The following is a 23782-nucleotide window of genomic DNA, read 5'->3' as shown; positions in this document are numbered from 1 at the left end:
TCATCACTCCTTGATCCGGTATTCTGCACTACGTGCGTGTGCAGTCAGCGATTCCCCACGCGCCAACACCGAAGCAGTCTTACCTAACTCCGAGGCGCCGTCCGGCGAACAGAAAATCAGCGAAGAACGCTTCTGAAAATCATAAACTCCCAATGGAGACGAGAAGCGCGCCGTTCCAGAAGTTGGTAATACGTGATTAGGGCCTGCACAATAATCACCCAAAGCCTCAGCGGTATAACGACCCATAAAAATGGCACCTGCATGTCGGATATGAGGCAGCCAAGACTCGGGATCAGCTACCGAAAGTTCCAAATGTTCAGGAGCGATGCGATTGACCACCGTACATGCCTGCTGCATATCCGCAACATGGATCAAGGCAGCACGCGACTCCAGCGAAGTACGGACAATCTCCTTTCGCTCTAGCGTCGGTAGTAACCGATTAATACTTTCGGCGACCCACTCCAGAAAACTTGCATCAGGACTCACTAAAATCGACTGAGCATCTTCATCATGCTCGGCCTGAGAGAACAGATCCATGGCAATCCAGTCGGGATCGGTCTGCCCATCGCATACCACCAAAATTTCGGAGGGGCCAGCAATCATGTCGATACCTACCTGCCCGAATACATGGCGCTTAGCCGTCGCAACATAGATATTACCTGGGCCAACGATTTTATCTACACGCGGTACGCTTTCCGTGCCGTACGCTAAGGCCGCAACAGCTTGGGCACCTCCAATAGTGAAGACCCGATCTACGCCTGCAATACACGCAGCCGCCAAGACTAGCTCATTGATCTCACCACGAGGAGTCGGTACTACCATAACGACTTCTGCCACTCCAGCTACTTTAGCCGGTATCGCATTCATCAAAACAGACGACGGATAAGATGCTTTGCCTCCTGGAACATACAGACCAGCACGATCCAGAGGGGTAACCTGCTGTCCCAAAACAGTCCCATCGGCCTCGGTATAGCGCCAGGAATCCTGCTTCTGCTTTTCATGATAACGGCGGACTCGAGCCGCGGCCGTCTCCAACGCAGCACGCTGCTCAGCACTGATGCGATCAAGTGCCAGCTCCAATCGTTTACGAGGCAGAATCAGCTCAGCCATCGAGGCGGCATTAAGACCATCGAAACGCTGGGTAAACTCGACCAGTGCGGCATCACCTTGAGTACGCACTGCCTCGATAATGCCCAGCACCCGCTGATTGACACTGGTATCGGAAACACTTTCCCAGCTCAGCAGATGATCCAGATGACGAGCGAAATCAGGATCGGCAGCGTCGAGTCGGCGAAGTGCAATCGGAGCAGTCATAGCGGAGCCTCTTGTCGATAATGGCTATTCTCAGGCACCGCTAGACTACCAGCCCTGCCGTGTGGGTACCTGAGAATTTGGCTATGACACGGATAGGCGGACGCGACATAGGCCGCGTAATGAGTTATGCCTGGTGTCGTGCGTCAACTGCTATACGCAGCACATCAATCAATGCCTGAATACGGGCATGCTGCATTTTCATCGACGCCTTGTTAACGATCAGTCGCGAACTGATATGAGCGATAAGTTCCTGAGGCTCTAAACCATTGGCCCGCAAGGTATTGCCAGTATCGACCACATCAATGATTTTATCTGCCAAACCTACGAGCGGGGCTAATTCCATAGAGCCATACAGCTTAATGATGTCGACCTGACGCCCTTGTTCTGCATAGTAACGCTTGGCAACATTAATGAACTTAGTCGCCACACGCAGTCGGCCTCGGGGCTCAGACGCGCCTACCGCTCCGGCCGTCATTAACTTGCATTGGGCAATACGCAAATCCAGAGGCTCATAAAGCCCTTGGCCGGAATATTCCATAAGGACATCCTTGCCAGCGACTCCCAGATCCGCTGCTCCATGCTCTACATAAGTAGGCACATCCGTGGCCCGCACGATGAGCAAACGTACATCGTCCAGGCTAGTAGGGATAATCAGCTTGCGACTCTTATCTGGATTTTCCGTGGGAACAATTCCGGCCGCTGCCAACAAGGGCAGCGTATCATCCAGAATGCGTCCTTTCGATAACGCAATAGTTAACATAGCGGTTCAACCCGGAACACGGCGGATTTTCGCACCTAACAGTTGTAACTTTTCCTCGATGCACTCGTAGCCACGATCGATGTGGTAGATCCGATCAATTAGCGTATCGCCCTCAGCCACTAACGCAGCGATAACCAGACTGGCCGATGCACGCAGGTCTGTGGCCATGACCGGAGCCGCTTTAAGATGCGGAATACCCGTCACGATGGCGGCATTTCCCTCAACCGCAATCTGGGCCCCCATACGTGTCATTTCGTATACATGCATGAAACGGTTTTCAAAAATCGTCTCGACAACCGTGCCGGTACCTTCCGCTACAGCATTCATCGAAATGAATTGAGCCTGCATATCGGTAGGAAACGCCGGGTAAGGCGCTGTTCTCAAATTGACGGCTTTGGGACGGTTACCCTTCATATCCAACTCGATCCAGTTCGAACCAGTTGAAATATGAGCGCCTGCTTCCTCAAGCTTAAGCAGAACAGCTTCTAGAATAGTAGGGTCGGTATCTTTGAGTTTCACCCGCCCACGGGTGGCAGCAGCAGCCACCAGGTAACTACCCGTTTCGATACGGTCTGGCAGTACCGAATAACGAGCACCGCCCAAGCGTTCAACACCCTCGACAATAATAGTGTCTGTTCCGGCACCTTGGATATTGGCACCCATTGCTATCAGACAATTAGCCAAGTCAACGACTTCAGGCTCGCGTGCAGCATTTTGAATTACGCTACGTCCCTTAGCTAACGTAGCGGCCATCAGAATATTTTCGGTACCGGTTACACTGACAGTATCAAAGAAGTAATGCGCGCCGCGCAAACCGCCTTCAGGCGCCCGGGCTTTGATATAGCCAGCCTCTACCTCGATTTTAGCGCCCATCGCCTCCAGACCACGCAAGTGCAGGTCAACCGGGCGAGAGCCAATCGCGCAGCCGCCAGGAAGAGCCACCTCGGCCTCGCCGAAGCGAGCCAGCATAGGCCCCAACACCAGAATAGAGGCGCGCATGGTCTTAACCAGCTCATAAGGAGCAATCAACGTCTTGATCGTGGAGGCGTTGACCTCGACGTTAAGCTTTTCGTCGATAACAGGTTGAACACCCATGCGCCCGAAAAGCTCGATCATCGTAGTGATGTCATGCAGATGTGGCAGATTGCAAACCGTTACAGGCGTGTCGGCTAACAGAGTGGCTGCCAGAATGGGTAATGCAGAGTTTTTGGCGCCTGAAATACGGATTTCTCCGTTGAGGCTGGCGCCACCGGTAATAATTAATTTATCCATAGGTATCTCGGCGGCGCCGAACTCAAGCTCGTTCTGCCCAAGCGGCGCGCGTATAGAATTTCATCGTGACAGCATGAATGCTGCCGTCTGCAATTAATGAATTGAGGTGGGAATAGACGCTTTGCTGGCGCTTCACGGGGCTAAGCGCAGCGAGCTCATCTCCGATCAGATTCAATTGGAAATTGCAGCCTTCGCCTTCTACTTCGACCTGGGTATTAGTTAATTTCGCCTCCAGTAGGCGCTTAACCTCTTCAGCCTGCATGCACAACCTCCTGGCAGTCTATGCCCGTAGCCGGACATCATACAAAAAAGCCCTCCACCTGCGAACCCCAAGGTACGAGCGGAGGGCCTATCAATCACTTCAGTGGGAAAGCGGCAGGATATCTAGCAATCCGCATACACCCGCAATCTGCTTCATTTCATCAGGCAGATGCCAGATTTCGAGCGTCTTGCTGGCGCTTAACACATCACGCTGAAAAGCTAACAATAAAGACAGCCCAGCACTGTTTGCATGCTCGACGTCCTCACAATCAATGACAATGGAAGAAGCGGTGCTTGCTGTCAGCAACCGTTGCCCCTCCTTACGCAACTCTACTACGCTGTCATGATCCAGAACGCCTGATAGAGCATAGACACCTGGAACCTTTTCGCTCAGCGTTGAACGGCTCATGAGCCGACCTTCGCCTTTTGAGCTTCAGGCGAATCCTTGGCACGAGCTACGGTACTGGCCCATGTATCGATAACCTTGTCGAGATTGTTACCATTATTCTGCATCGACTGCGTGAACTGGTCACGGAACAACTTACCGATATTGATGCCATTGATAATTACGTTACGAACCTTCCACTGACCGCCCTGGTTGACCATCGTATAGGACACCGGGTAAACGGTACCTCTACTATCACGCACTTCCATTCCAACGCTTGTGCGCTCGGGGGCCTGATTACCCGCCGGTAGGACCTTGATGCTTTGATTGTCATATTCCAGCAAAGCATTGCCATAGAATTGCATAAGGCTACGCTTAAAATTTTCTTGGAAGCGTGTCATTTGCTCCGGTGTTGCATTTCGACTGTACTTAACGGTCATGATGCTGCGTGAGATACCTTCAGCATCTACAACCGGTCCCAAGATATTGTTTAATGAGGTGTAAAACGCATCGGGATTAGTCCGATAGGTTTCCTTGTTAGCTTGCAGATCCGCCAACAGCTTCTCAGTAGTCTGCTGAATCACATCATGAGCCGAGGGAGCCGCAGCTGCTACCAAAGGCAGCGCCGCTAGCATCACGAGCAAAGCCTTACGCATCATTTTAAGCATTGTTAAATCCTTACTTGTCGCTAGAGTCTTTATTGACCGAGTTAAGAAGGAACTTTCCAATTAGATCTTCCAGTACGAGCGACGATTGAGTGTCGCGAATAGTTCCATTCTCCTTAATGACCTCTTCATCGCCCCCTACGCTAATGCCGATGTACTTTTCACCAAGCAGGCCTGCCGTGAGAATTGAGGCCGTTGAGTCAACGGGAATATTGTCAACCCGCTTATCAATCTGCATCGTTACCCGACCCATATAGCTATCGCGATCCAAATCTACAGCCGTGACCTTTCCGATCGTCACACCAGACATAGTGACCCTAGCCCGAGCAGACAGCCCGGCGATATTATCGAAATAGGCATAGACCTTATACGTGTCATCATGCTGACCAACCGTCAACCCGCTCACACGCAGCGCCAATAGCAACAAGGCCAGCAGTCCAGCGAGCAGAAAGAGGCCAACACCAATTTCCTGGGTGCGGGTTTGCATCAAATATCTCCAAACATCAAAGCAGTCAAAATGAAGTCAAGGCCCAGCACGGCAAGCGAGGCATAAACAACGGTACGAGTCGTAGCACGACTGATGCCTTCGGACGTGGCATCACAGTCATATCCCTGAAACACGGCAATCCAGGTAACAACGAAGGCAAAGACTAGGCTCTTAATCACACCATTGATCACGTCCGTCATCTGGACACTGTTCTGCATATTGCCCCAGAACGATCCTTCGAAAACGCCTAGCCAATCTACGGCTACCATTGCGCCCCCCCACACGCCAACCACGCTAAAAATGGCAGCCAGCAAGGGCAGCGAGATAAACCCTGCCCACAGCCGTGGCGCTACGATGTACTTAAGCGGGTCTACACCGATCATTTCAAGACTAGAAAGCTGCTCGGTGGATTTCATGTTGCCAATCTCGGCGGTCAACGCTGAACCGGCACGCCCTGCAAACAGCAAGGCACTAACGACAGGGCCCAACTCCCGCAGCAAGGTCAAGGCAACCATCTGCCCCACCGCTTCCTCAGAGCCGTAGGTTACCAAGATGTTGTAACCTTGAAGCGCGATCACCATGCCGATAAAAAATCCAGACACCAGGATAATCGGCAACGAGAGCACACCAACCGCATAGAGTTGCTTGACCAACAACTGCCAGCCCTTGCCAGCACCGGAGCGCCCGACCAGGGCCTGCCCCAACATAATGGACGAGCGGCCAGACGCGGCCAGCACATCGAGGCCGGCGCGACCAACAAGGCGGATACGCTCAAGTAAGGAATTTCGACGCATCAACGCCTCCCTAGCAGGTCTTCACGGTAATCGGCAGCCGTAAAGTGAAATGGGACAGGTCCGTCAGGTATGCCCTTGATAAACTGACGAACCCTAGGGTCCGTGGACTCCTTGAGTTCTGCAGGCGTTCCCTGCCCCAGAACCTGCGTATCACCTACGATGTAGAGATAGTCCGCGATACTGGCTGTCTCAGCCAGATCATGGGAAACGATAATACTAGTCAGCCCCAACGCATCGTTTAGTAAGCGGATCAGACGTACCAGAACGCCCATAGCAATAGGGTCTTGTCCTACAAACGGCTCGTCATACATAAGAATTTGCGGATCCAGGGCAATGGCACGCGCTAAAGCCACACGACGCTTCATACCGCCCGACAGCTCATCCGGCATCAGATCAAGCGCGCCACGCAGACCCACGGCTTGCAGCTTCATCAATACAATGTCCCGAATCATCTCATCGGGAAGCTTCGTATGGACCCGCAAGGGAAAGGCTACATTCTCAAAAACGTCAAGATCGGTAAACAACGCTCCACTCTGAAAGAGTACGCCCATCTGCTTGCGCAAATCGAACAACTCACTTCGAGTCAAGGTAGGCAAATTGACACCATTAACCCAGACTTCACCACGATCGGGACGAAGCTGAGCGGCAATCAACCGCAATAGCGTGGTCTTGCCACTGCCTGAGGGCCCCATGATTCCAGTCACCTTGCCGCGTGGAATCCGTATATCAACATTGTCGTAGATAGTACGCTCGCCACGCTTGAAGGTCACACCTCTAAGCTCGACGGCATACGTGCTATCGGTGCTCATCTAAACTCCTAGCTAATCGCATCCCTAAAAGACGCTCCAATCTACGATCAAGGCACGTTCAGGTCCGCCCGATAAGGGAAGAACTATAACATTACGTCACCTGCCCCCCAATCAAAGGATAATTCCAAGCGTTTCCATAGGAGGAACTCGCGGTTTAACGTTATACTTTCATCCTTTTAACTCTTATCAGCGCCTTTATCAGACCGATGTCATCCTTCTCAAATTTCATAGAGTCCGCCAACCGTACGATTAAGAATGAAGTTGAGGCGGTAAATGCGCTTCGCTCACGTATCGACGGCCGCTTCGTGAACGCTTGCGAGTTGATGCTAGCGTCTAAAGGCCGTGTGATCGTGCTAGGGATGGGAAAATCCGGCCATATCGGCAATAAAATCGCTGCCACTCTGGCCAGCACCGGAACACCAGCCTTTTTCGTACATCCGGCTGAAGCGAGCCATGGCGACATGGGCATGATCACTCGTGATGACATTGTGTTAGCGCTGTCCAATTCAGGGTCGACACCAGAGATCATTACCCTGTTGCCATTAATCAAGCGCATGGGCCTTACCCTGATCAGCATGACAGGCAATCCCTCTTCACCGCTTGCGCAGGCTGCAACCGTGAACCTGGACACCAGTGTTGCCCAGGAGGCCTGCCCACTGAATCTTGCCCCAACCTCCTCTACCACGGTCACCTTGGTTCTTGGCGATGCAATCGCAATAGCCCTTTTAGAAGCCCGCGGTTTTACGGCCGAAGATTTTGCCTTTTCCCATCCTGGCGGGGCACTAGGCAGACGACTGCTTTTGAAGGTAGAAAATGTTATGCATGTAGGCGACCGTCTTCCTTGCGTAATGACAGGCACCTCATTAAGCCAAGCCCTACTCGAAATGTCGCGCAAGGGCCTTGGTATGACGGTCGTTCAGAAGGCGGACGGAACCTTAGCCGGCATTTTTACCGATGGAGATTTACGCCGCTCACTGGATCGGGGAATCGATATTCGCTCGACTCTAATTGACGATGTCATGACGATTCATGGACAAACAGCAAAACCTCACATGCTTGCGGCCGAAGCACTTAAGATCATGGAGGATCACAAGATAAACGCTTTGGTTGTTGTGGACGAAACAGACCGACCTGTAGGTGCACTGAATATGCACGACCTGCTACGTGCAGGGGTCATGTAGGCATGAGCAGACACCAGCATGATCCAATATTCTGCCCGGCATGTCATTGTCTGCTCAGGCACCACAGGGGCACTTCATATGCCCGGCTTATATAGGCCTTAACTTATGTTCCGCACCTTGCGAAAACCACTGTCATATGGACTTATTGCCCTTGTCTTAGCAGCTATAGGTTATTGGAATCTATTGCCGCAACGCTTTATCAATCCAGCTGAAACGACGAGCGTGTCCGACAGCAGGATTGATGCCTTTGCTATTAATGCACGTGCAATACAGTATCGCCCCGACGGTAAAGTGCAATATGAAATGACCTCCGAGCGATTAGACCATGTGGAAGCGACTGATATTACTCACGTGACGCGTCCCGACGTGCTGGCCTATCGAGGCACTGATTTGCCCTGGCATATGCGTAGCGTCCGTGCCGAAGTGGCACCAGGAGGCAGTCAGGCCGAACTGATCGATGATGTGCGTGTCGAGCGAACGGATGCCAAGGGCCGATCGACTGTTCTCACGACTACACGACTCACCGTTTTTCCCGATAAAGATTATGCTCAAACCGAGCAAGCCGTTAGAATCGAGGCCGCCAATGGCGTGACCACGGCGCTAGGAATGAAAGCGTACCTGAACGACGGCAGAATGCTCCTGCTGTCCAAAGTAAGAGGCCAGCATGAGGTTCGTTAAATCCCTTCCTTTTTTATTGTCCCTGACCGCTACCTTGGGCAGCGCGAATGTTTGGGCACTGCCTTCCGATAGAGACCAGCCCATCCGCGTACAGGCGGACAGTGCTGAACTGGACGACAAGCAGCATGTAGCGGTTTACCGTGGCGACGTCATCATTACCCAGGGCTCGATGCGGATTACCGGCAATACCGTTACCATCACACAAGATGCCGATGGCAATATCAAGGTAGCTACTGCTGTAGGTAAGCCTGCCTACTACGAGCAGAAACCCTCAGCTGATAAAGATATAGTTCAGGCTTATGGCCTGACGATTCAATATTATGCTGATCAAAACCGCATTATCCTGATTGATCAGGCCAAAGTTGTACAACAAGGCAACACGTTTGAAGGTGAGAAGATTGTCTACGATACACAGCGTCAGGTTGTAAACGCTGGACGTGCCAATGGCAATCAGATCACTACGCCCAGACCACGTATCGACATGGTCATTCAGCCCAAGAATCGAAATCAGTCCTCGGAACAAGCCCAATGACAGTGACGCTCAAAGCCCAGCACCTGGCCAAGAGCTACAAGAACCGGCAGGTAGTGCGGGACGTTAGCCTTACGATCGAAAGCGGGCAGATTGTTGGCTTGCTTGGCCCTAACGGAGCTGGGAAAACCACCTGCTTTTACATGATAGTAGGGCTGGTCAAGGCTGATCATGGCCGCGTATTAATTGACAATACTGATGTAACTCACCTCCCTATGCATGGCCGCGCACGGGCTGGGATTGGTTATTTACCTCAGGAAGCTTCAATTTTTCGTAAGCTGACCGTAGCCAATAACATCATGGCTATTCTGGAGACGCGTAAAGACTTAGATCGTCATGGCCGCGCCCAAGAGCTTGAATCTCTCCTCCAAGAGTTCCATATCACCCATATTAGGGACAATCTGGGAATGAGTCTCTCGGGAGGCGAGCGTCGTCGTGTGGAAATCGCCCGAGCGTTGGCGACTGCTCCTAAGTTCATCTTACTGGACGAGCCTTTTGCCGGGGTTGACCCCATTTCTGTTGGCGATATCAAACAGATCATTCGCCATTTGAAAGCCAAAGGAATTGGGGTTCTAATCACAGACCATAACGTACGTGAAACACTTACAATCTGCGAAACCGCCTACATCGTGAGCGATGGCCAACTCATTGCCGAGGGGGACGCCGAAAGCGTACTGGCCAACTCACTCGTTAAAGACGTGTATTTGGGGCATGAATTCCGCCTCTAGGCAAAAAGGCAAAAACCAGGCATATAATTTGCTCATCCCTGCCAAGTTATCTGGTGGGCTCCGTGGCGCAGTTCGCGTCTGTAGATAAGGTGCTAAGCCCGCAGCCATGAAACCATCGTTAGTCTTAAAGATGGGCCAGCAGCTGACCATGACCCCTCAGCTGCAACAGGCCATTCGATTACTACAGCTTTCTACGCTGGATCTTCAACAGGAAATTCAGGAGGCCTTGGAATCCAATCCAATGCTCGAGCGGCAAGAGGAAGGTGACGATTTCGATCATGTCGACCCGCTTGCCAATGGTGATGAGTTGCCTACCCCCGGCAATCAGGAAATTACTTTCAAGGATACGACCACGACGGTGGATATGCCGGATGTGGATGAGTCCGAGTGGAGCGATCGTATTCCTGGTGAACTGCCAGTAGATACTGCCTGGGAGGATGTCTATCAGACGAGCGCCAGCAACCTGCCTAGTTCGGAAGATGATGAATGGGATTTCACCGCACGCACTTCAGTGGGGGAAAGTCTACAGAGTCATCTGCTGTGGCAGCTGAATCTGGCACCGATGTCTGATACCGATCGCGTTATTGCCCTGTCAATTATTGATGGCATCAATAATGATGGATATCTGGAAGAGTCTCTTGAAGATATCCTCTCCTCGATCGACCCGGAGCTTGAGGTAGAGCTCGACGAAGTCGAAGTTGTATTACGGCGCGTCCAGCAATTCGAGCCGGCAGGAATTGGGGCTCGCAATCTACGCGAATGCCTGCTGCTGCAACTCAATCAGTTTCCTGCAAAGACTCCCTGGCTTACCGAAGCCAAGCGGCTGGCCAGCGATTACCTGGATATTCTAGGTAGCCGTGATTACAGCCAGCTGATGCGCCGCATGAAACTCAAGGAAGATGAGCTCCGCCAAGTTATCGAGCTCATCCAAAGCCTACACCCACGCCCCGGCTCACAAATCGAGTCTGGCGAGGCGGAATATGTCATACCCGATGTTATCGTTCGCAAACATAATGACCGCTGGCTCGTTGAGCTGAATCAGGAAGCTGTTCCCAAGCTACGCGTAAATGCTCAGTATGCCGGCTTCGTCCGACGCGCTGATAGCAGTGCTGACAACACCTTTATGCGTAACCAATTGCAGGAGGCGCGCTGGTTCATCAAGAGCTTGCAAAGCCGCAACGAGACGTTGATGAAGGTGGCAACACAGATTGTCGAGCATCAGCGTGGTTTTTTAGAGTATGGCGAGGAGGCAATGAAGCCTCTTGTGCTACATGATATTGCCGAAGCTGTAGGTATGCATGAATCAACCATTTCGCGTGTTACCACGCAGAAATTCATGCATACGCCACGTGGTATTTATGAGCTAAAGTACTTTTTCTCTAGTCATGTGAATACGGCGGAGGGTGGAGAATGCTCGTCTACAGCCATTCGCGCAATCATCAAGAAGCTAGTTGCTGCGGAAAATGCAAAAAAGCCATTGAGTGACAGCAAGATCGCTGGTTTACTGGAGTCACAGGGCATACAAGTTGCCCGCCGTACCGTTGCCAAATATCGCGAATCGCTGGGCATAGCCCCATCAAGCGAACGCAAGCGACTGGTCTAGCGGCGCAACGCTGCCAGAGCCTCTTCAAGGCGTCGGCTTGTACGGCGCAGCCAGGCTCGACGTGTTACCGAGGCAGGCACCTTGCCTGCCTGTTACACCACGGCAATAAGGAGAACGCGGTATGCAAGTCAACATCAGTGGTGATCAACTGGATGTTACCGACTCCCTACGCAGCTACATTGGAGAGAAGCTCGTCCGACTCGAACGTCACTTCGACCGTATCACCAATGTGCAGGTGATCATGCAGGTCGACAAACTCAAGCAAAAAGTTGAAGCCACCTTGCATGTAGCAGGCGCCTCGGTCGTTGCAAATGCCGAGCACGATGACATGTATGCTGCCATTGACCTGCTTGCCGACAAGCTCGACCGCCAATTGATCAAGCACAAAGAGAAGCAGCTCGAGCGGCAGCAGGGGTTGGGCGTCCGTTGAGACCTGTAACCACCTTATGATTCGATTAGAAACCATCCTGACCCCCGGCCGCTCACACGTGAGTGTGCCGGGTACCAGTAAAGAAGCCGTGCTCCAGCACATTGCCGAGATTGCGGCTGCTGACTTGCCTGGGCACGATGCCCAGTCCATCTTTGAAAGCCTTCTAGCTCGGGAAAAGCTCGGCTCTACAGGATTCGGCAATGGTATTGCTATTCCTCATTGCCGTCTGAGCGGATCCAAGGAACCGCTTAGTGTACTGTGTCACCTACAGACACCAGTCGATTTCGACTCGCTCGACGGCGCTCCTGTCGACTTAATTTTTGTATTATTGGTGCCAGAAGCAGCTACCGAACAGCATTTGGAACTGCTTCGTCAGATCGCTGCCATGTTGGATAAAGCCGACATGCGTGATCATCTGCGTCATGCAACTACCAGCCGCGAGCTCCATCAAATAGTCATCGACGCCCAAAGCGGTCAATGATATGCATCTGATTATCGTTAGCGGACGCTCCGGCTCTGGTAAGAGCACAGCGCTTAATGTGCTAGAAGACAATGGCTTCTACTGCATTGACAACCTTCCCGCCGGGCTTTTACCTGAACTGGCGGAGCGTACACTGCTGGGTTCAGAAGGAATTCAGGCCAAGGTGGCACTGTCCATCGATGCACGTAACCTACCAAGCCAGCTACAACGTTTCCCGGATTTACTCGGGCAAGTGCGTGCTCGGCATATACGGGTCGACGTACTGTATCTTGATGCTGACGATCAAACATTACTCAAGCGCTTCTCGGAGACGCGTAGGCGCCATCCGCTGACCAGCGAGTATCGCTCTTTGGCTGAAGCGATAGAGGACGAGAAGCAGCTGCTCATGCCTATTGCCGATCTGGCCGATCTAAAGATCGACACTACCAGTCTCAACCTGTATCAACTCAAGGATATGGTAAAGCTTCGGCTGCTTAATGCCCCCGAGCCTGGTACTGCCTTTCTTATCGAGTCGTTTGGATTCAAGCGAGGCATCCCGGTAGATGCCGACATGGTGTTTGATATCCGCTTTTTGCCTAACCCTTACTGGAAGGCCGATTTGAGAGAGCTGTCCGGACTGGATCAGCCCGTTATCCGGTATTTGGAAGAGCAGCCTGAAGTCGAAGAACTCTATCAGGACATCTATAATTATCTAATCAAATGGCTCCCCAGCTTTGCAGCCAACAATCGTTCCTACGTCACGATTGCCATCGGTTGCACGGGAGGACATCACCGCTCGGTCTACCTGGCTCAACGCCTGGGAACGGCCCTTAAATCCAAACTGAAAAAAGTCCAGATTCGTCATCGAGATATTTCTGGACATCACCACTAAGGATGTTAGACGCAATGCCCGCCCAAGAAATAACCATCATCAACAAGCTGGGTCTGCATGCCCGTGCAGCCGCTAAATTCGTCGGCGTGGCGGGACGCTATCCTTGTGAAGTCAAGGTAGGACGCAGCCCCGAAAGCCAGATCGATGGCAAAAGCATCATGTCAGTCATGATGCTTGCAGCAGGCAAAGGTACGGTACTTCATCTCACTACTGAAGGCGAACAGAGCGAAGAGGCTTTACAGGCGTTGCTTGAACTAATCAACAATCGCTTTGACGAGGGTGAGTAACTACCTACCCCAGCGCTGTGTCCATGACCATCATCAAACAAAAGCCTATAGCAAGCCCTACAGTAGCCGAGGTTTTGTAACCCTTTCGAATATGCGTCTCAGGAATAACTTCGTGGGTAACGGCAAACAACATGGCACCAGCCGCCAGAGCCAGCCCCCAAGGCAACAGTAGTTGGCTGATACTGACCAGCCAAGCACTAATAACGGCAAACAGCGGCTCAACCAACCCAGATGCCGCACCGATACCAACAGCTTTGAAACGATTGACACCAGCGCCTGCCAACACTAAGGCAATGACCATACCTTCTGGAAAATCTTGCAAGGCGATACCTAGTGCTAGGCTGTCAGCACCTTCCAAACTGGCCCCTTCGGCTACGCCGACAGCCATTCCCTCTGGAATATTATGCAAGACAATCGCTGCGACAAATAAAAGGATGCGCGGAGAGACAATTGAGGTCCTCTCCCCTTCGCTTAATTCCTGAGCCGGCATTATACGCTCAAGTGCAAGCATGCCCATTACACCCAAACACAGCCCCGCACTGACCAAGCCTCCACTACCCCATTTGGAATACCCTAAGTCGCCACTGGCCGCCAAAGCAGGAATCAATAGCGAAAAGGCTGTAGCAGCCAGCATGACACCTGCGCCAAATCCCAGCAGGGCATTTGAAAAGCGTTCTGAAACACGAGCCAGCGCAAGAACCGGAAGAGCCCCTAGAGCGGTACCAAGAGCACAGAGCAATCCACCTTGTAAAGCTGCGCGCATGGGAGCAGCTTGAAAAAGCTGCCTGAGCTCCTCGAGCTGAACAAGAAATACAGTCACACATAACAGTGTAAACAGCAGGGCCCAGCGAATATTGGTAGTCAGGAAGGCTTGAAAGGCGCGCATAAAACTTCTTAGGCGGGAGAGAAAAAGTCATGACGACGGCGCAGAACTAGCTGCACCGTCTGTTTAGTAGTGAATCAGGCGGCTCCGCCCATCGCTGCTTGATAGCGGCGAGCTACTTCAGGCCAGTTGATGACGTTATAAAAAGCACCAATGTATTCAGGGCGACGGTTTTGGTAACGCAGGTAATAGGCGTGTTCCCAAACGTCTAGCCCCAGAATGGGCGTATTGCCATTCATAATAGGACTGTCCTGATTCAATGTGCTTTCTACCACCAGTTTTTTCTCTGGCGTTACGCTCAGCCAGGCCCAGCCGCTGCCGAAACGAGACACGGCAGCCTTGGTGAAAGCCTCTTTGAAAGCGTCCAGACCACCCAGTTGGGAGTTGATGGCCTCAGCCAGCGCTCCGTCAGGGTTACCGCCGCCTTGAGGAGTCATGACTGTCCAGAATAGCGAATGGTTAGCGTGTCCGCCGCCATTGTTGACGACCATGGCGCGCTTGTCTTGGGGAACCTTGTCCAACTGAGTCAACAACTGCTCGACTGGCAGATCTTCAAGCCCACTACCTTCAAGCGCAGCATTCAGGTTGTTGATATAGGTCTGGTGGTGTTTGGTATGGTGGATCTCCATTGTCTGTGCGTCGATATGAGGCTCAAGCGCATCGTAGGCATATGGAAGCTGGGGAAGTGTATGGGGCATGTTGTCATCTCCTTTGAGAGTGGCTTTCGCCTGCCAGCTCTGGCGAGAGGCAGGCTTTGGTTGCTTCAAACATTCACCTTATTACTGCCAGTGAAAAGCGCGGCCATAGCACACACGCTTATCACAAATGGTGCCTTCACTGGGCTTTTAAAAGGTCTCACAGCAGCCTATCAAAAGAACATCCAAGTAAGAACTAATATCAAATGATATTTTCTATCAAAAACATATATTAAGCTTCGACAAACTAAAGGGGGGATTCATTCCACCGCCCCGCTTGTTTGTTGCCTTACCAGACTAGTAAGGCTAGCGCCCAGCCAGCATCATGGACTCGATCAGTACTGAGCCGGTACGAATACCTCCGCGGGTGTCGACATCATTGCCAATCGCTACGATGTCACGGAACATATCGCGCAGGCACCCGGCGATGGTGACCTCTTGGACAGGAAACTGAATTTCTCCATTTTCTACCCAGTAGCCTGCAGCGCCTCTGGAGTAATCGCCTGTGACCAGATTAACCCCTTGCCCCATGAGTTCAGTCACCAGCAGACCGCGCCCCATACGGCGAATGAGAGCAGCCTGGTCCTCGTCACCATGACTAACGAAGAGATTATGTACGCCGCCTGCATTGGCAGTGCTCTGCATACCTAATTTGCGAGCCGAATAAGTACTCAACAAATACGAAACCAATTCACCTTTATCGACAAAAGACTTGGCATAGGTGGCCAGACCCTCGTTATCAAACGATGCGCTACCCAGTGCTCGCGGCAACAAGGGCCGTTCATCAATGGTCAACCACTCGGGAAATAGCTGTTGCCCCAAGGCACCCTCAAGAAACGTGGTTTTGCGATAAAGATTGCTACCCGAAATCGCCGCCAGGAAGTTGCTAAACAAACCTGAGGCCAGCTCGGGAGCGAAGAGTACCGGAACCTGGGCAGTCGGCACGGGACGAGCTCCCAGTCGGCTTACGGCCCGTTCGGCGGCGCGACGACCAATCAGCTCGGGATTCATTAATTCACCGGCCTGACGATTTACGTCATAAAAATAGTCCCGCTGCATATGGCCTTCGCTTTCCGCGATCATAACGCAGCTCAAACTGTGGCGGCTGCTCGCATACCCACCGATAAAACCATGGCTGTTCCCATAGATACGGCAGCCTTGATGGGTATTCAGGCTCGTCCCATCTGCATTGGTCACTTTGGCATTAGCCGCGAAAGCAGCGGCCTCGCAAATCAATGCCTTTTCAATTGCCTCGTCGGGCGTAATAGCCCAGGGGTGAAACAGATCGAGATCCGGTAGATCTTTTGCCATTTTCTCCGGATCGGCCAAACCGGAGTATTCATCTTCAGACGCATGCTGAGCGATGGCTAGTGCGGCGGCAACGGTTTCTCGTATCGCATCTTCGCCGGTGGCCGAAGTACTGGCCGAGCCTTTGCGTTGCCCCAGATACAAGGTTATTCCAAATCCCTCGTCACGATTGAATTCAACTGTTTCCACTTCCCCTTTGCGTACTGTCGTAGACAGGCCCTGCTCAACAGACACTGACACTTCGCAAGCACTGGCACCCTGCCGGCGCGCCTCGGCCAGAATGCGCTCTACCTGATCGCGTAAGGCGGGCAAAGCCGCCGGGCCGACAGCTTCTACGGATTGACTCATGCTTCTCTCCTATACAGCGTTGGCAGCCCGGCGGACCGGACAACCGACCTCTGACTCGTTATGATGGCGACCTTTAGTTATGGACCGCCCTCATGTCTGATTTTCTTGATGACGACGCCTTCTCCGGAGAGAAGAGCAAATCGCAGATCAAGCGCGAACTACTTGCCCTGCAAGAACTCGGTGAACGTCTCGCCGGAATGAGCCCCGACTTGCTTGATCGTCTACCGTTAACCGAACCACTTCGCCGTGCCTTGGCCGAAGCGCCTAAACATAAGGCTAATGTGGCTCGTAAACGGCACGTCCAGTACCTGGGTAAACTGATGCGCGATCAGGACATTGATGCGATCATGGTATTGATCGACCAAGTCGACTCGTCTACGCGCCAGTACAACGAACGTTTCCATGCGCTTGAGCGTTGGCGGGATCGTTTGCTGGGAGGTGACGACGAAGCACTACAGGCGTTTGTTGAAGACTACCCGGAAGCTGATCGCCAGCACCTGCGACAGTTAATTCGCCACGCTCAACATGAGCAGGCGCATAACAAGCCGCCTACTGCTGCACGTAAGTTGTTCAAGTACATTCGCGAGCTGGACGATACCAAGCGGGGACTGCGTTGATACGCGTCCCCCACTCCTCTTACCCGCTCACGGTTATGCGCCGGTTCCCCCTACGGTGATAGCGTCAATCTTAAGGGTGGGCTGACCTACACCAACCGGGACGGACTGCCCTTCTTTGCCGCAGGTTCCTACGCCGTTATCTAGCGAAAGGTCATTACCGACCATTGAAACCTGCGTCATGACGTCCGGCCCGTTACCGATAAGGGTTGCCCCCTTAACCGGGCGGGTTACCTTGCCATTCTCGATGAGGTACGCCTCGTTAGTCGTGAAGACGAACTTGCCGCTCGTGATGTCTACTTGGCCACCGCCCAGGCTGGCGCAATACAAGCCCTTCTCTACGGAGGCGATGATCTCGGCCGGATCGCTCTCACCAGCCAGCATGTAGGTATTGGTCATGCGCGGCATGGGCAGATGCGCATAGGACTCACGCCGACCATTTCCGGTACGAGCGACTCCCATCAAGCGAGCATTGAGTTTGTCCTGCATGTAACCTTTGAGAATACCGTTTTCGATCAGCACGTTATACCGGCCCGGCGTGCCCTCGTCGTCTACAGAAACCGAACCGCGTCGATCTGGAATCGTACCGTCGTCAACAATAGTACAGAGTGGCGAGGCCACCCGCTCATTGACACGCCCACTATAGGCGGAGCTGCCCTTGCGGTTGAAGTCGCCTTCCAGACCATGCCCTACGGCCTCATGAAGCAGTACACCGGACCACCCCGAACCGAGAACGATTGGAAACGTTCCTGCTGGTGCCGCTACCGCTTCAAGGTTGACCAGAGCTTGGCGCACAGCCTCGCGGGCATAGCTCATAGCTCGGTCTTCACGCAGAAAGTACCGGTAATCGGTTCGACCTCCGCCACCATTGTTACCACGCTCGCGTCGCCCATTTTGCTCGACAACAACATTGACATTAAAGCGCACCAGCGGGCGTATATCGGCTGCTAGAGTGCCATCATTAGCCGCCACCAGAACACGCTCCCAAACACCTGACAAGCTAACCGTCACCTGTTGAATACGTGGGTCAAGCGCACGTGTCGCTACGTCAATATTCTTGAGCAGCTCGACCTTCTCTGCACGGCTTAGAACATCCAGTGGATTGTCTTCGCCATACAAACGGGTCGGCTCGACCGCGCCGAAGACCTGGACTTGTCCACTTACACCGCTTCGGGAAATGGAACGTGCAGCCTGGGCTGCCTGATTCAAGGCATCAAGGGTGATGGCATTGCTATAGGCGAAGCCAGTTTTCTCTCCAGATTGCGCGCGCACCCCAACGCCCTGGTCTAGATGAAAACCGCCTTCTTTGACAATACCGTCTTCCAGAAGCCAAGACTCGGACACCATGCTTTGAAAATACAAATCGGCCGCATCGATGCCGGGCCCGGCCAATTGATGCAGCACTGTGGGCAAGGCGTCTAACTCAAGCCCGCCCGGACTTAGAAGATGTTGACTGACGGAAGTCAGGTATTGGCTCATGCGTACTCCAGTAGCCGTGAGATTTTTGCTAAATGTGCACAACACATTGAATCAAGACAATTCTTCACTATTGACCTTAGCGCGTCCTGTGCATTGTGCTTAATGGAAATGCCCAATTACTCCGATTTGTAATTGGGCCTCTTCAGAGTGACAAGGGTGTACGGGACGACGTGAAACGGCGATGCTGGGTGATCGGCATCTGTTCACGTACAGCCTGTTGACCAGCCTCGTTGCGCTGCCCAAGAAGAACGGCCTCGCCACGCTCACATTCGGCCAACACACGTCCCCAAGGGTCGATAATGGCTGAGTGGCCCCAGGTTTCTCTCCCCTGAGCATGTTGTCCGCCTTGTGCAGCCGCCAGAACATAGCACTGCGTTTCGATCGCACGGGCCCGGATGAGAATCGCCCAATGAGCCTCGCCCGTCACGGCCGTAAACGCGGATGGTGCTGTAATGAGTTCAGCGCCGGCCTCTCGCAGCGCGGTATAAAGCTCGGGAAAACGCAAATCGTAACAGACTGTCAGTCCAACCCGACCTATAGGTGTCTCAACTACGACCGCCTGTTCGCCTGCCGCATATTGAGCGGACTCACGATAGCGACCCTGGATGTCATTAACGCTGGCATCGAATAGATGAAGCTTGTCATAGCGAGCTACCCGTTCGCCCTGATCATTAAATAACAAAGAACAGGCACAAGGTTTGGCATCCGGCTCGTTGTCAGGCGGCAACGGCAGGGTGCCGCCTACCAACCAAAGCCCTAGTTCGCGTGAAGTCCGAGCTAGCCAAGGCAAAATAGGGCCTTCTCCATGCGCTTCGGCTTGTCCAATGCTTCCTGGATCACGATGACCTATGGCCGCAAAGTTCTCTGGCAGCACCGCCAAGCGAGCATCCTGCTCAGCGGCTTGCTCAAGTAGCCGACGAGCAGCGGACAAGTTGGCGCGTACGTCCGCTTGACTGACCATTTGTATTACCGCGAATGTCATGGCGACCTCCCGATTGATCATTCATGCTACGCACCCCCTGCCCTCAAATTCAATGCCAACAGCTATTGACCTTCCGGCTTGCCCAAGGTGATCTGCGGGTTCTGCCAGGGTCCATGGACGTGATAATTAACGCTGGCCATTCGGGTTAGCCGATCACCAATCAAACGATCCACAATGAACAGAGCACCTCCAATTGCTGGCGCACCGGCGATCAGGGCAGCAATTGGCAGTGAGTTGGTTACTGGCAGGCCAACTTGCAAGCGGGCATCGACGCGGTCGTTGGCCAGGTCAAGCATGCCATTCATACGCATGTCCGATGAAGGCCCTTCGAGCGTAATAGGTCGACGTGTCGTATAGGCGCCCTCACGGGCATCCAGCAGGGCACTGATACGGTCATAGCTTAATCCTCGACCAAAAAGGTCAGAGAAATCCAGGCGCAAGCGCCGTCGAATTGCTTCAAAATTCAACAGGCCGAACACCCTAAGCGCAGAGGCTGACCCTTCAAGCTGGCGTAACTGCCCATTATCCAACCGGGCATCCAGCGCGCCGGACAATCGATTAAGGCTGGCCCAGGCAGGTGAGCCAGGCCAATTGACATCAGCGTCGAGACGAAACTGCTGACTAGTCACACTGGAGGCAAACTTCCAGGCCAAGAGAACATCGGCCACATTCTCACCTGCCAACCGTCCAACATAGTGCGTTCGTGTCGCCTGAGGCTGGCCTTCCCAATCCAGTGTGCCGGCCACCTTCAGCCCGCGTAGTTGAAGATTCAGCTCGGAAAATCGTACACCGGTACTGGACGGCCTGATTTTGAAGCGCTGTGCACCTACCGGATCGTTGCCTAACGAGAAGCGATCGATGGATACATCCATCGCTGGCCAACCATGCGGATCTATCTGGGCAAGCGGATCAGGCGCGCTGACGGTTGAAGTATTTTCGGGTACAGGAGGTGAAGCCGGTATGCTCAGGTGCTTAAGCGCGACCTCAATCGGATCGACTGGATTACGGGGAACTGTAATCTGACCTCCAATAATGGCGCTACCAAGCTGCAACGACCAACCCTGTTCAAGAGGCTCCAGCCGGACCTCCAGATTATCCACGGCCTGTCCGAATCCCTCGAAACGCCCTATTTTGACTTGCCCTACAGACAGCCACTGCAGCGCATCTTCCCATGCCCCTGGCCTACCGGCATTACTGTCCGCAGCCGCAGGTGCCTGCTGTAGGCGATATTGTTGCAGGGCAACCTGCCATTGTTCTAAAACCAACCGATCCAACGCACCCTGAATGCGCAAGCCACGCTCTGTCGGCAGGTTTGCCGTCCCCTCACCCAGGACAATCTCACCTCGAACAGCGTCAAAGCGGGCGGGCGGGGCCGCCAGTACAGCATCAAGCACACCTTGATAGGTCACCTCGTAGCGCTGCTCAGGTCCATTGAGCTCCATCCGGAAGAAGCCATTGTGCGCTGTCTCGGCAGGCTTACCGAATGGGGCTGGCAAGTCGATAGTTACCCCCCTCAAGGGCGACGACACCACGATCTCGCTGTTGGCCTCGGCGAGCGTCAAGCCTATCTGGTAGGGTAAGGTTCCTGAAAAAGGCAACGGACGTTTGTCCAACTCCAGCCACTGCGCCAGCCGGTCGACAGAAACACTCCCCTCCGCCACCAAGCGCGTCTTTGGGCCCTTGGCGGTGCCCTCAGCCAAGGCCTTGCCCCGTATGGCTTTACCGAATACCTGAGCCTGGATATCCGGTGCGCTCAGGCCTTGTGTCGTGTCATAACGGAAGGTGCCCTGAATAGCATTGATATCCAACCGAGGCTTAGACAGCTTGAGCGAGGAGTTAGTCGTCGAGAAATCAACAATGACCTTAGGAACCTGGTCATGCCCCAACGGCAGATCCAAGTCCAGTTGCCCATGTAAATCCCCGCCCCCCTGCCATCCCTTGAAGATCGTGGCCGTGGGAAGCGGCGTGTCTTGCAGGATTTTCAAGGCATCTCGAACAGAACTGTCCAGCTTGCTATTGAGATATAGGTGCGGCGTACGCCCATCATGATGCAATGGAATAGACACCTTCATATCACTCACACGACTATCGAGAATACTTCCTTCAGCCACCTGAATATTGACGGAGTTATCCTCAATGACGATGTCGCCGTGTGCCTTTTGCAACGCCGGCCAGCCTTTCTGATAGGCCAACTGCGCCTCTCTGACCCGGAAGAACAGGCTCATCGTACGAGCTCCAGGTGGCGCTTCATGCATCAGCGAGCCCTGATACTGATAGAAGCCTTCCTCAATATGGCCGGCCTTGATCGCCGTTTTCAACCAATCAGCCAGCGGCTTGCTCATGGCCGGCGTCCGCGTAGGCAGGTATTTTTCAGCGAAGCGAGCATCAGCGTTGCGCAGGCCGACCCGTAAATCCATGTAACTTTCGACGCCAGGCTTGCGGGCCAGACGGATGAATATGTCTCCGCTGGCATCACCTTCGTCACCGGATACACGCATCAGTGGGCTCGACAATGTGAAGCTATTGTCGCTCAAGGCCCAGGTTAGACGCGCCCGAGCCGTCCGGTAACGCCACGGCTCAGGAAAAAGAGTACTTAGGTGCAAGGAGAAATCACGCGTGTCGAGCCGTAGCTCACCTCCTTCGAGCCCGCCACTCAGGCTGCCCGTAACATTCTCGAGTGCAGGAGCACCGTGATAGGCCGAGACCCCCACGCTATCCAAATTGGCGGTATAGACAAGCTGCTGTGGTTTAGGCCGCGTAGGGAAATAATCGATCCGAATATTGCGCAAGGCTCCCTGCGGCTGAAGAGCTGTGATGATGTCTGCCGCCTGCTCAGGTAGCGGGGCCAAAGACTGCACGGCTGCACTTAGCGGCACTAGATTTAGGCGGTCGGCACGGACATGCCAGGCCTGAGCGGCCTCATCTCGCTGTACCGCTAATGTCACGCCGCTCCAGCGCCGCTCACCCATGCTGACTGCCAGATTGGAGCCGACAGCATGCCAACCGGAAGTATCTCGTCCAAACGCAACATCCAGCGCGATATCACTCAACTGCATCGGCTCTCGGTTTCCATAGGCAGCCATGAATGATGAAGCATTGAGCCGGGCGGTGGCCTGAGCTAGAGCACCATTTTCCCATTCCAGCCAGAGCTCGCCCCCGGCATGCAACTCATCCAGACGCCATTGTCGAGTCAGAGAACCGGGTATCCACTGGGCCCAGTCGGTTTGCGGCAGGCTGAGATAACCTCGCAAACGACTATCGCTCCACCGTGAGGCCTCGACGTGCCCCTGAATATTCAATGCCAGTGGTTGGCCGTCAGGCAGGCTTGCACGCCCGTCCAGGCGCACATCGCCATTGGGAGAGGTACGCAGCGTTGCTTCAACATAGCGAACGCTGAATGTTTTCCCCTGCTGCGGAATCAATGTAAGTTGACCACCCTGCAGGTTCACCTGGCTAAAACGCGACATCCAGATAAGTGCCGGGCCTGGATCGAAAGGTTTCTTCTTATCCTGACGCGTAGGTAAACCGACCACTTGCCAACGCCCATCGGCCTGCTCGGCCAGCGTCAGGCGAATACCTTCCAGGTCGACCCCGCCTATTCGTGGCTCCTGATGGAGTACGCTAGAGAAGACATCCGGCACGACACGAACCCGCTCAAGATGCAAGGCTTGATGGTCTTCCCCTACCTCCAGATCCTGCAGTTCTATAACCGGACTCAACCGCTGCCACTTGCCAGACAACATACCCAGGCGTACGGGCTGACCTAGCGCAGCGCTCAGCCGCGCCTCCACATCATCGTGGTATTCGGCTATGCCAGGGATAAGGACTCGCCCAAGACTAACGTACGAGGCCAGCAGGACCACAACCAGTGCCACAAGGCTGAATGCAACGCGCAGAAACCTGCTGGTAATGATCCCAGTGCCCTTCATTAAGATAGA

25 protein-coding genes are annotated in these 23782 nt (G+C 53.5%); 10 read left to right on the top strand and 15 right to left on the bottom strand.

Annotation, left to right across the window (positions count from 1 at the left end):
* Nucleotides 1-3 precede the first annotated feature (3 nt).
* The 9 genes from hisD to IQ22_RS06465 all read right to left on the bottom strand — a co-directional run bounded on the left by hisD (nt 4) and on the right by IQ22_RS06465 (nt 6747).
* Complete coding sequence (gene hisD, locus IQ22_RS06505) at nt 4-1314, bottom strand: histidinol dehydrogenase (protein ID WP_145139857.1); 1311 nt, start codon at nt 1312-1314, stop codon at nt 4-6.
* Between the two features lie 124 nt (nt 1315-1438).
* Nucleotides 1439-2074 carry an ATP phosphoribosyltransferase gene (gene hisG, locus IQ22_RS06500; RefSeq protein ID WP_145139854.1) on the bottom strand — a complete coding sequence of 212 codons (636 nt, stop codon included), beginning with the start codon at nt 2072-2074 and terminating at the stop codon, nt 1439-1441.
* Nucleotides 2075-2080: 6 nt separating this feature from the next.
* A complete protein-coding gene (murA, locus tag IQ22_RS06495; RefSeq protein WP_145139851.1) occupies nt 2081-3346 on the bottom strand; it encodes a UDP-N-acetylglucosamine 1-carboxyvinyltransferase in 1266 nt (421 codons plus the stop codon).
* Between the two features lie 22 nt (nt 3347-3368).
* Nucleotides 3369-3608: a BolA family protein gene (locus IQ22_RS06490; RefSeq protein ID WP_145139848.1), complete on the bottom strand. Its 240-nt coding sequence runs from the start codon at nt 3606-3608 to the stop codon at nt 3369-3371.
* Nucleotides 3609-3707: 99 nt separating this feature from the next.
* Nucleotides 3708-4016: an STAS domain-containing protein gene (locus IQ22_RS06485; protein WP_145139845.1), complete on the bottom strand. Its 309-nt coding sequence runs from the start codon at nt 4014-4016 to the stop codon at nt 3708-3710.
* On the bottom strand, nt 4013-4660 hold the full coding sequence (locus tag IQ22_RS06480) for an MlaC/ttg2D family ABC transporter substrate-binding protein (protein WP_145139842.1): 648 nt from the start codon (nt 4658-4660) through the stop codon (nt 4013-4015). Before IQ22_RS06480 ends, IQ22_RS06485 begins: the two co-directional genes overlap by 4 nt.
* 10 nt (nt 4661-4670) lie before the next feature.
* Entirely contained in the window at nt 4671-5144 is a 474-nt protein-coding gene (gene mlaD / locus IQ22_RS06475; RefSeq protein WP_145139838.1) for an outer membrane lipid asymmetry maintenance protein MlaD, read from the bottom strand.
* A complete protein-coding gene (mlaE, locus tag IQ22_RS06470; protein WP_145139835.1) occupies nt 5144-5938 on the bottom strand; it encodes a lipid asymmetry maintenance ABC transporter permease subunit MlaE in 795 nt (264 codons plus the stop codon). Before mlaE ends, mlaD begins: the two co-directional genes overlap by 1 nt.
* Nucleotides 5938-6747 (bottom strand): ATP-binding cassette domain-containing protein, encoded by an 810-nt coding sequence (locus tag IQ22_RS06465; RefSeq protein WP_145139832.1) that lies wholly within the window; start codon nt 6745-6747, stop codon nt 5938-5940. Before IQ22_RS06465 ends, mlaE begins: the two co-directional genes overlap by 1 nt.
* A gap of 206 nt (nt 6748-6953) precedes the next feature.
* Here IQ22_RS06465 and IQ22_RS06460 point away from each other — a divergent pair, with 206 nt between their 5' ends.
* The 9 genes from IQ22_RS06460 (at nt 6954) to IQ22_RS06420 (ending at nt 13535) form a co-directional block, all read left to right on the top strand.
* A complete protein-coding gene (locus IQ22_RS06460) occupies nt 6954-7928 on the top strand; it encodes a KpsF/GutQ family sugar-phosphate isomerase (RefSeq protein ID WP_145139830.1) in 975 nt (324 codons plus the stop codon).
* A gap of 105 nt (nt 7929-8033) precedes the next feature.
* Nucleotides 8034-8606: an LPS export ABC transporter periplasmic protein LptC gene (lptC, locus tag IQ22_RS06455; protein ID WP_145139827.1), complete on the top strand. Its 573-nt coding sequence runs from the start codon at nt 8034-8036 to the stop codon at nt 8604-8606.
* Nucleotides 8593-9138 carry a lipopolysaccharide transport periplasmic protein LptA gene (gene lptA, locus IQ22_RS06450; RefSeq protein ID WP_145139824.1) on the top strand — a complete coding sequence of 182 codons (546 nt, stop codon included), beginning with the start codon at nt 8593-8595 and terminating at the stop codon, nt 9136-9138. Before lptC ends, lptA begins: the two co-directional genes overlap by 14 nt.
* On the top strand, nt 9135-9863 hold the full coding sequence (gene lptB / locus IQ22_RS06445) for an LPS export ABC transporter ATP-binding protein (protein ID WP_145139821.1): 729 nt from the start codon (nt 9135-9137) through the stop codon (nt 9861-9863). The genes lptA and lptB overlap by 4 nt, the downstream gene beginning before the upstream one ends.
* A gap of 106 nt (nt 9864-9969) precedes the next feature.
* A complete protein-coding gene (locus IQ22_RS06440; RefSeq protein ID WP_145139818.1) occupies nt 9970-11466 on the top strand; it encodes an RNA polymerase factor sigma-54 in 1497 nt (498 codons plus the stop codon).
* A gap of 121 nt (nt 11467-11587) precedes the next feature.
* Nucleotides 11588-11896 (top strand): ribosome hibernation-promoting factor, HPF/YfiA family, encoded by a 309-nt coding sequence (gene hpf, locus IQ22_RS06435; protein ID WP_145139815.1) that lies wholly within the window; start codon nt 11588-11590, stop codon nt 11894-11896.
* Nucleotides 11897-11912: 16 nt separating this feature from the next.
* On the top strand, nt 11913-12377 hold the full coding sequence (gene ptsN / locus IQ22_RS06430; protein ID WP_145139813.1) for a PTS IIA-like nitrogen regulatory protein PtsN: 465 nt from the start codon (nt 11913-11915) through the stop codon (nt 12375-12377).
* A 1-nt stretch (nt 12378) separates the two neighbouring features.
* Nucleotides 12379-13248: an RNase adapter RapZ gene (rapZ, locus tag IQ22_RS06425; protein ID WP_145139808.1), complete on the top strand. Its 870-nt coding sequence runs from the start codon at nt 12379-12381 to the stop codon at nt 13246-13248.
* A 14-nt stretch (nt 13249-13262) separates the two neighbouring features.
* On the top strand, nt 13263-13535 hold the full coding sequence (locus tag IQ22_RS06420) for an HPr family phosphocarrier protein (protein WP_145139804.1): 273 nt from the start codon (nt 13263-13265) through the stop codon (nt 13533-13535).
* Nucleotides 13536-13539: 4 nt separating this feature from the next.
* On the opposite strand, the gene IQ22_RS06415 is transcribed toward IQ22_RS06420, so the two are convergent.
* From IQ22_RS06415 to pmbA, 3 genes are all read right to left on the bottom strand, one after another.
* On the bottom strand, nt 13540-14421 hold the full coding sequence (locus IQ22_RS06415) for a ZIP family metal transporter (RefSeq protein WP_244308992.1): 882 nt from the start codon (nt 14419-14421) through the stop codon (nt 13540-13542).
* A gap of 74 nt (nt 14422-14495) precedes the next feature.
* Nucleotides 14496-15116, bottom strand: coding sequence for a superoxide dismutase (locus tag IQ22_RS06410; RefSeq protein ID WP_145139801.1), 621 nt, complete (start codon nt 15114-15116; stop codon nt 14496-14498).
* 303 nt (nt 15117-15419) lie between these two features.
* Nucleotides 15420-16769, bottom strand: coding sequence for a metalloprotease PmbA (gene pmbA / locus IQ22_RS06405; protein WP_145139799.1), 1350 nt, complete (start codon nt 16767-16769; stop codon nt 15420-15422).
* Nucleotides 16770-16861: 92 nt separating this feature from the next.
* Here pmbA and yjgA point away from each other — a divergent pair, with 92 nt between their 5' ends.
* Nucleotides 16862-17386 carry a ribosome biogenesis factor YjgA gene (yjgA, locus tag IQ22_RS06400; RefSeq protein WP_145139796.1) on the top strand — a complete coding sequence of 175 codons (525 nt, stop codon included), beginning with the start codon at nt 16862-16864 and terminating at the stop codon, nt 17384-17386.
* Between the two features lie 33 nt (nt 17387-17419).
* Here the strand turns inward: yjgA and tldD are convergent, their stop codons facing one another.
* The 3 genes from tldD to IQ22_RS06385 form a co-directional block, all read right to left on the bottom strand.
* On the bottom strand, nt 17420-18862 hold the full coding sequence (gene tldD / locus IQ22_RS06395; protein ID WP_145139793.1) for a metalloprotease TldD: 1443 nt from the start codon (nt 18860-18862) through the stop codon (nt 17420-17422).
* A gap of 142 nt (nt 18863-19004) precedes the next feature.
* A complete protein-coding gene (locus IQ22_RS06390; RefSeq protein ID WP_145139790.1) occupies nt 19005-19844 on the bottom strand; it encodes a carbon-nitrogen hydrolase family protein in 840 nt (279 codons plus the stop codon).
* Between the two features lie 62 nt (nt 19845-19906).
* Nucleotides 19907-23773, bottom strand: a complete 3867-nt coding sequence (locus IQ22_RS06385) for a YhdP family protein (protein WP_145139787.1) — start codon at nt 23771-23773, stop codon at nt 19907-19909.
* Between the last annotated feature and the right edge of the window lie 9 nt (nt 23774-23782).

Origin of the sequence: Pseudomonas duriflava (genome assembly GCF_007830155.1) — a bacterium.
Classification (GTDB): Bacteria; Pseudomonadota; Gammaproteobacteria; order Pseudomonadales; family Pseudomonadaceae; genus Chryseomonas; species Chryseomonas duriflava.
This window is presented reverse-complemented; position numbering and strand designations above follow the sequence as displayed.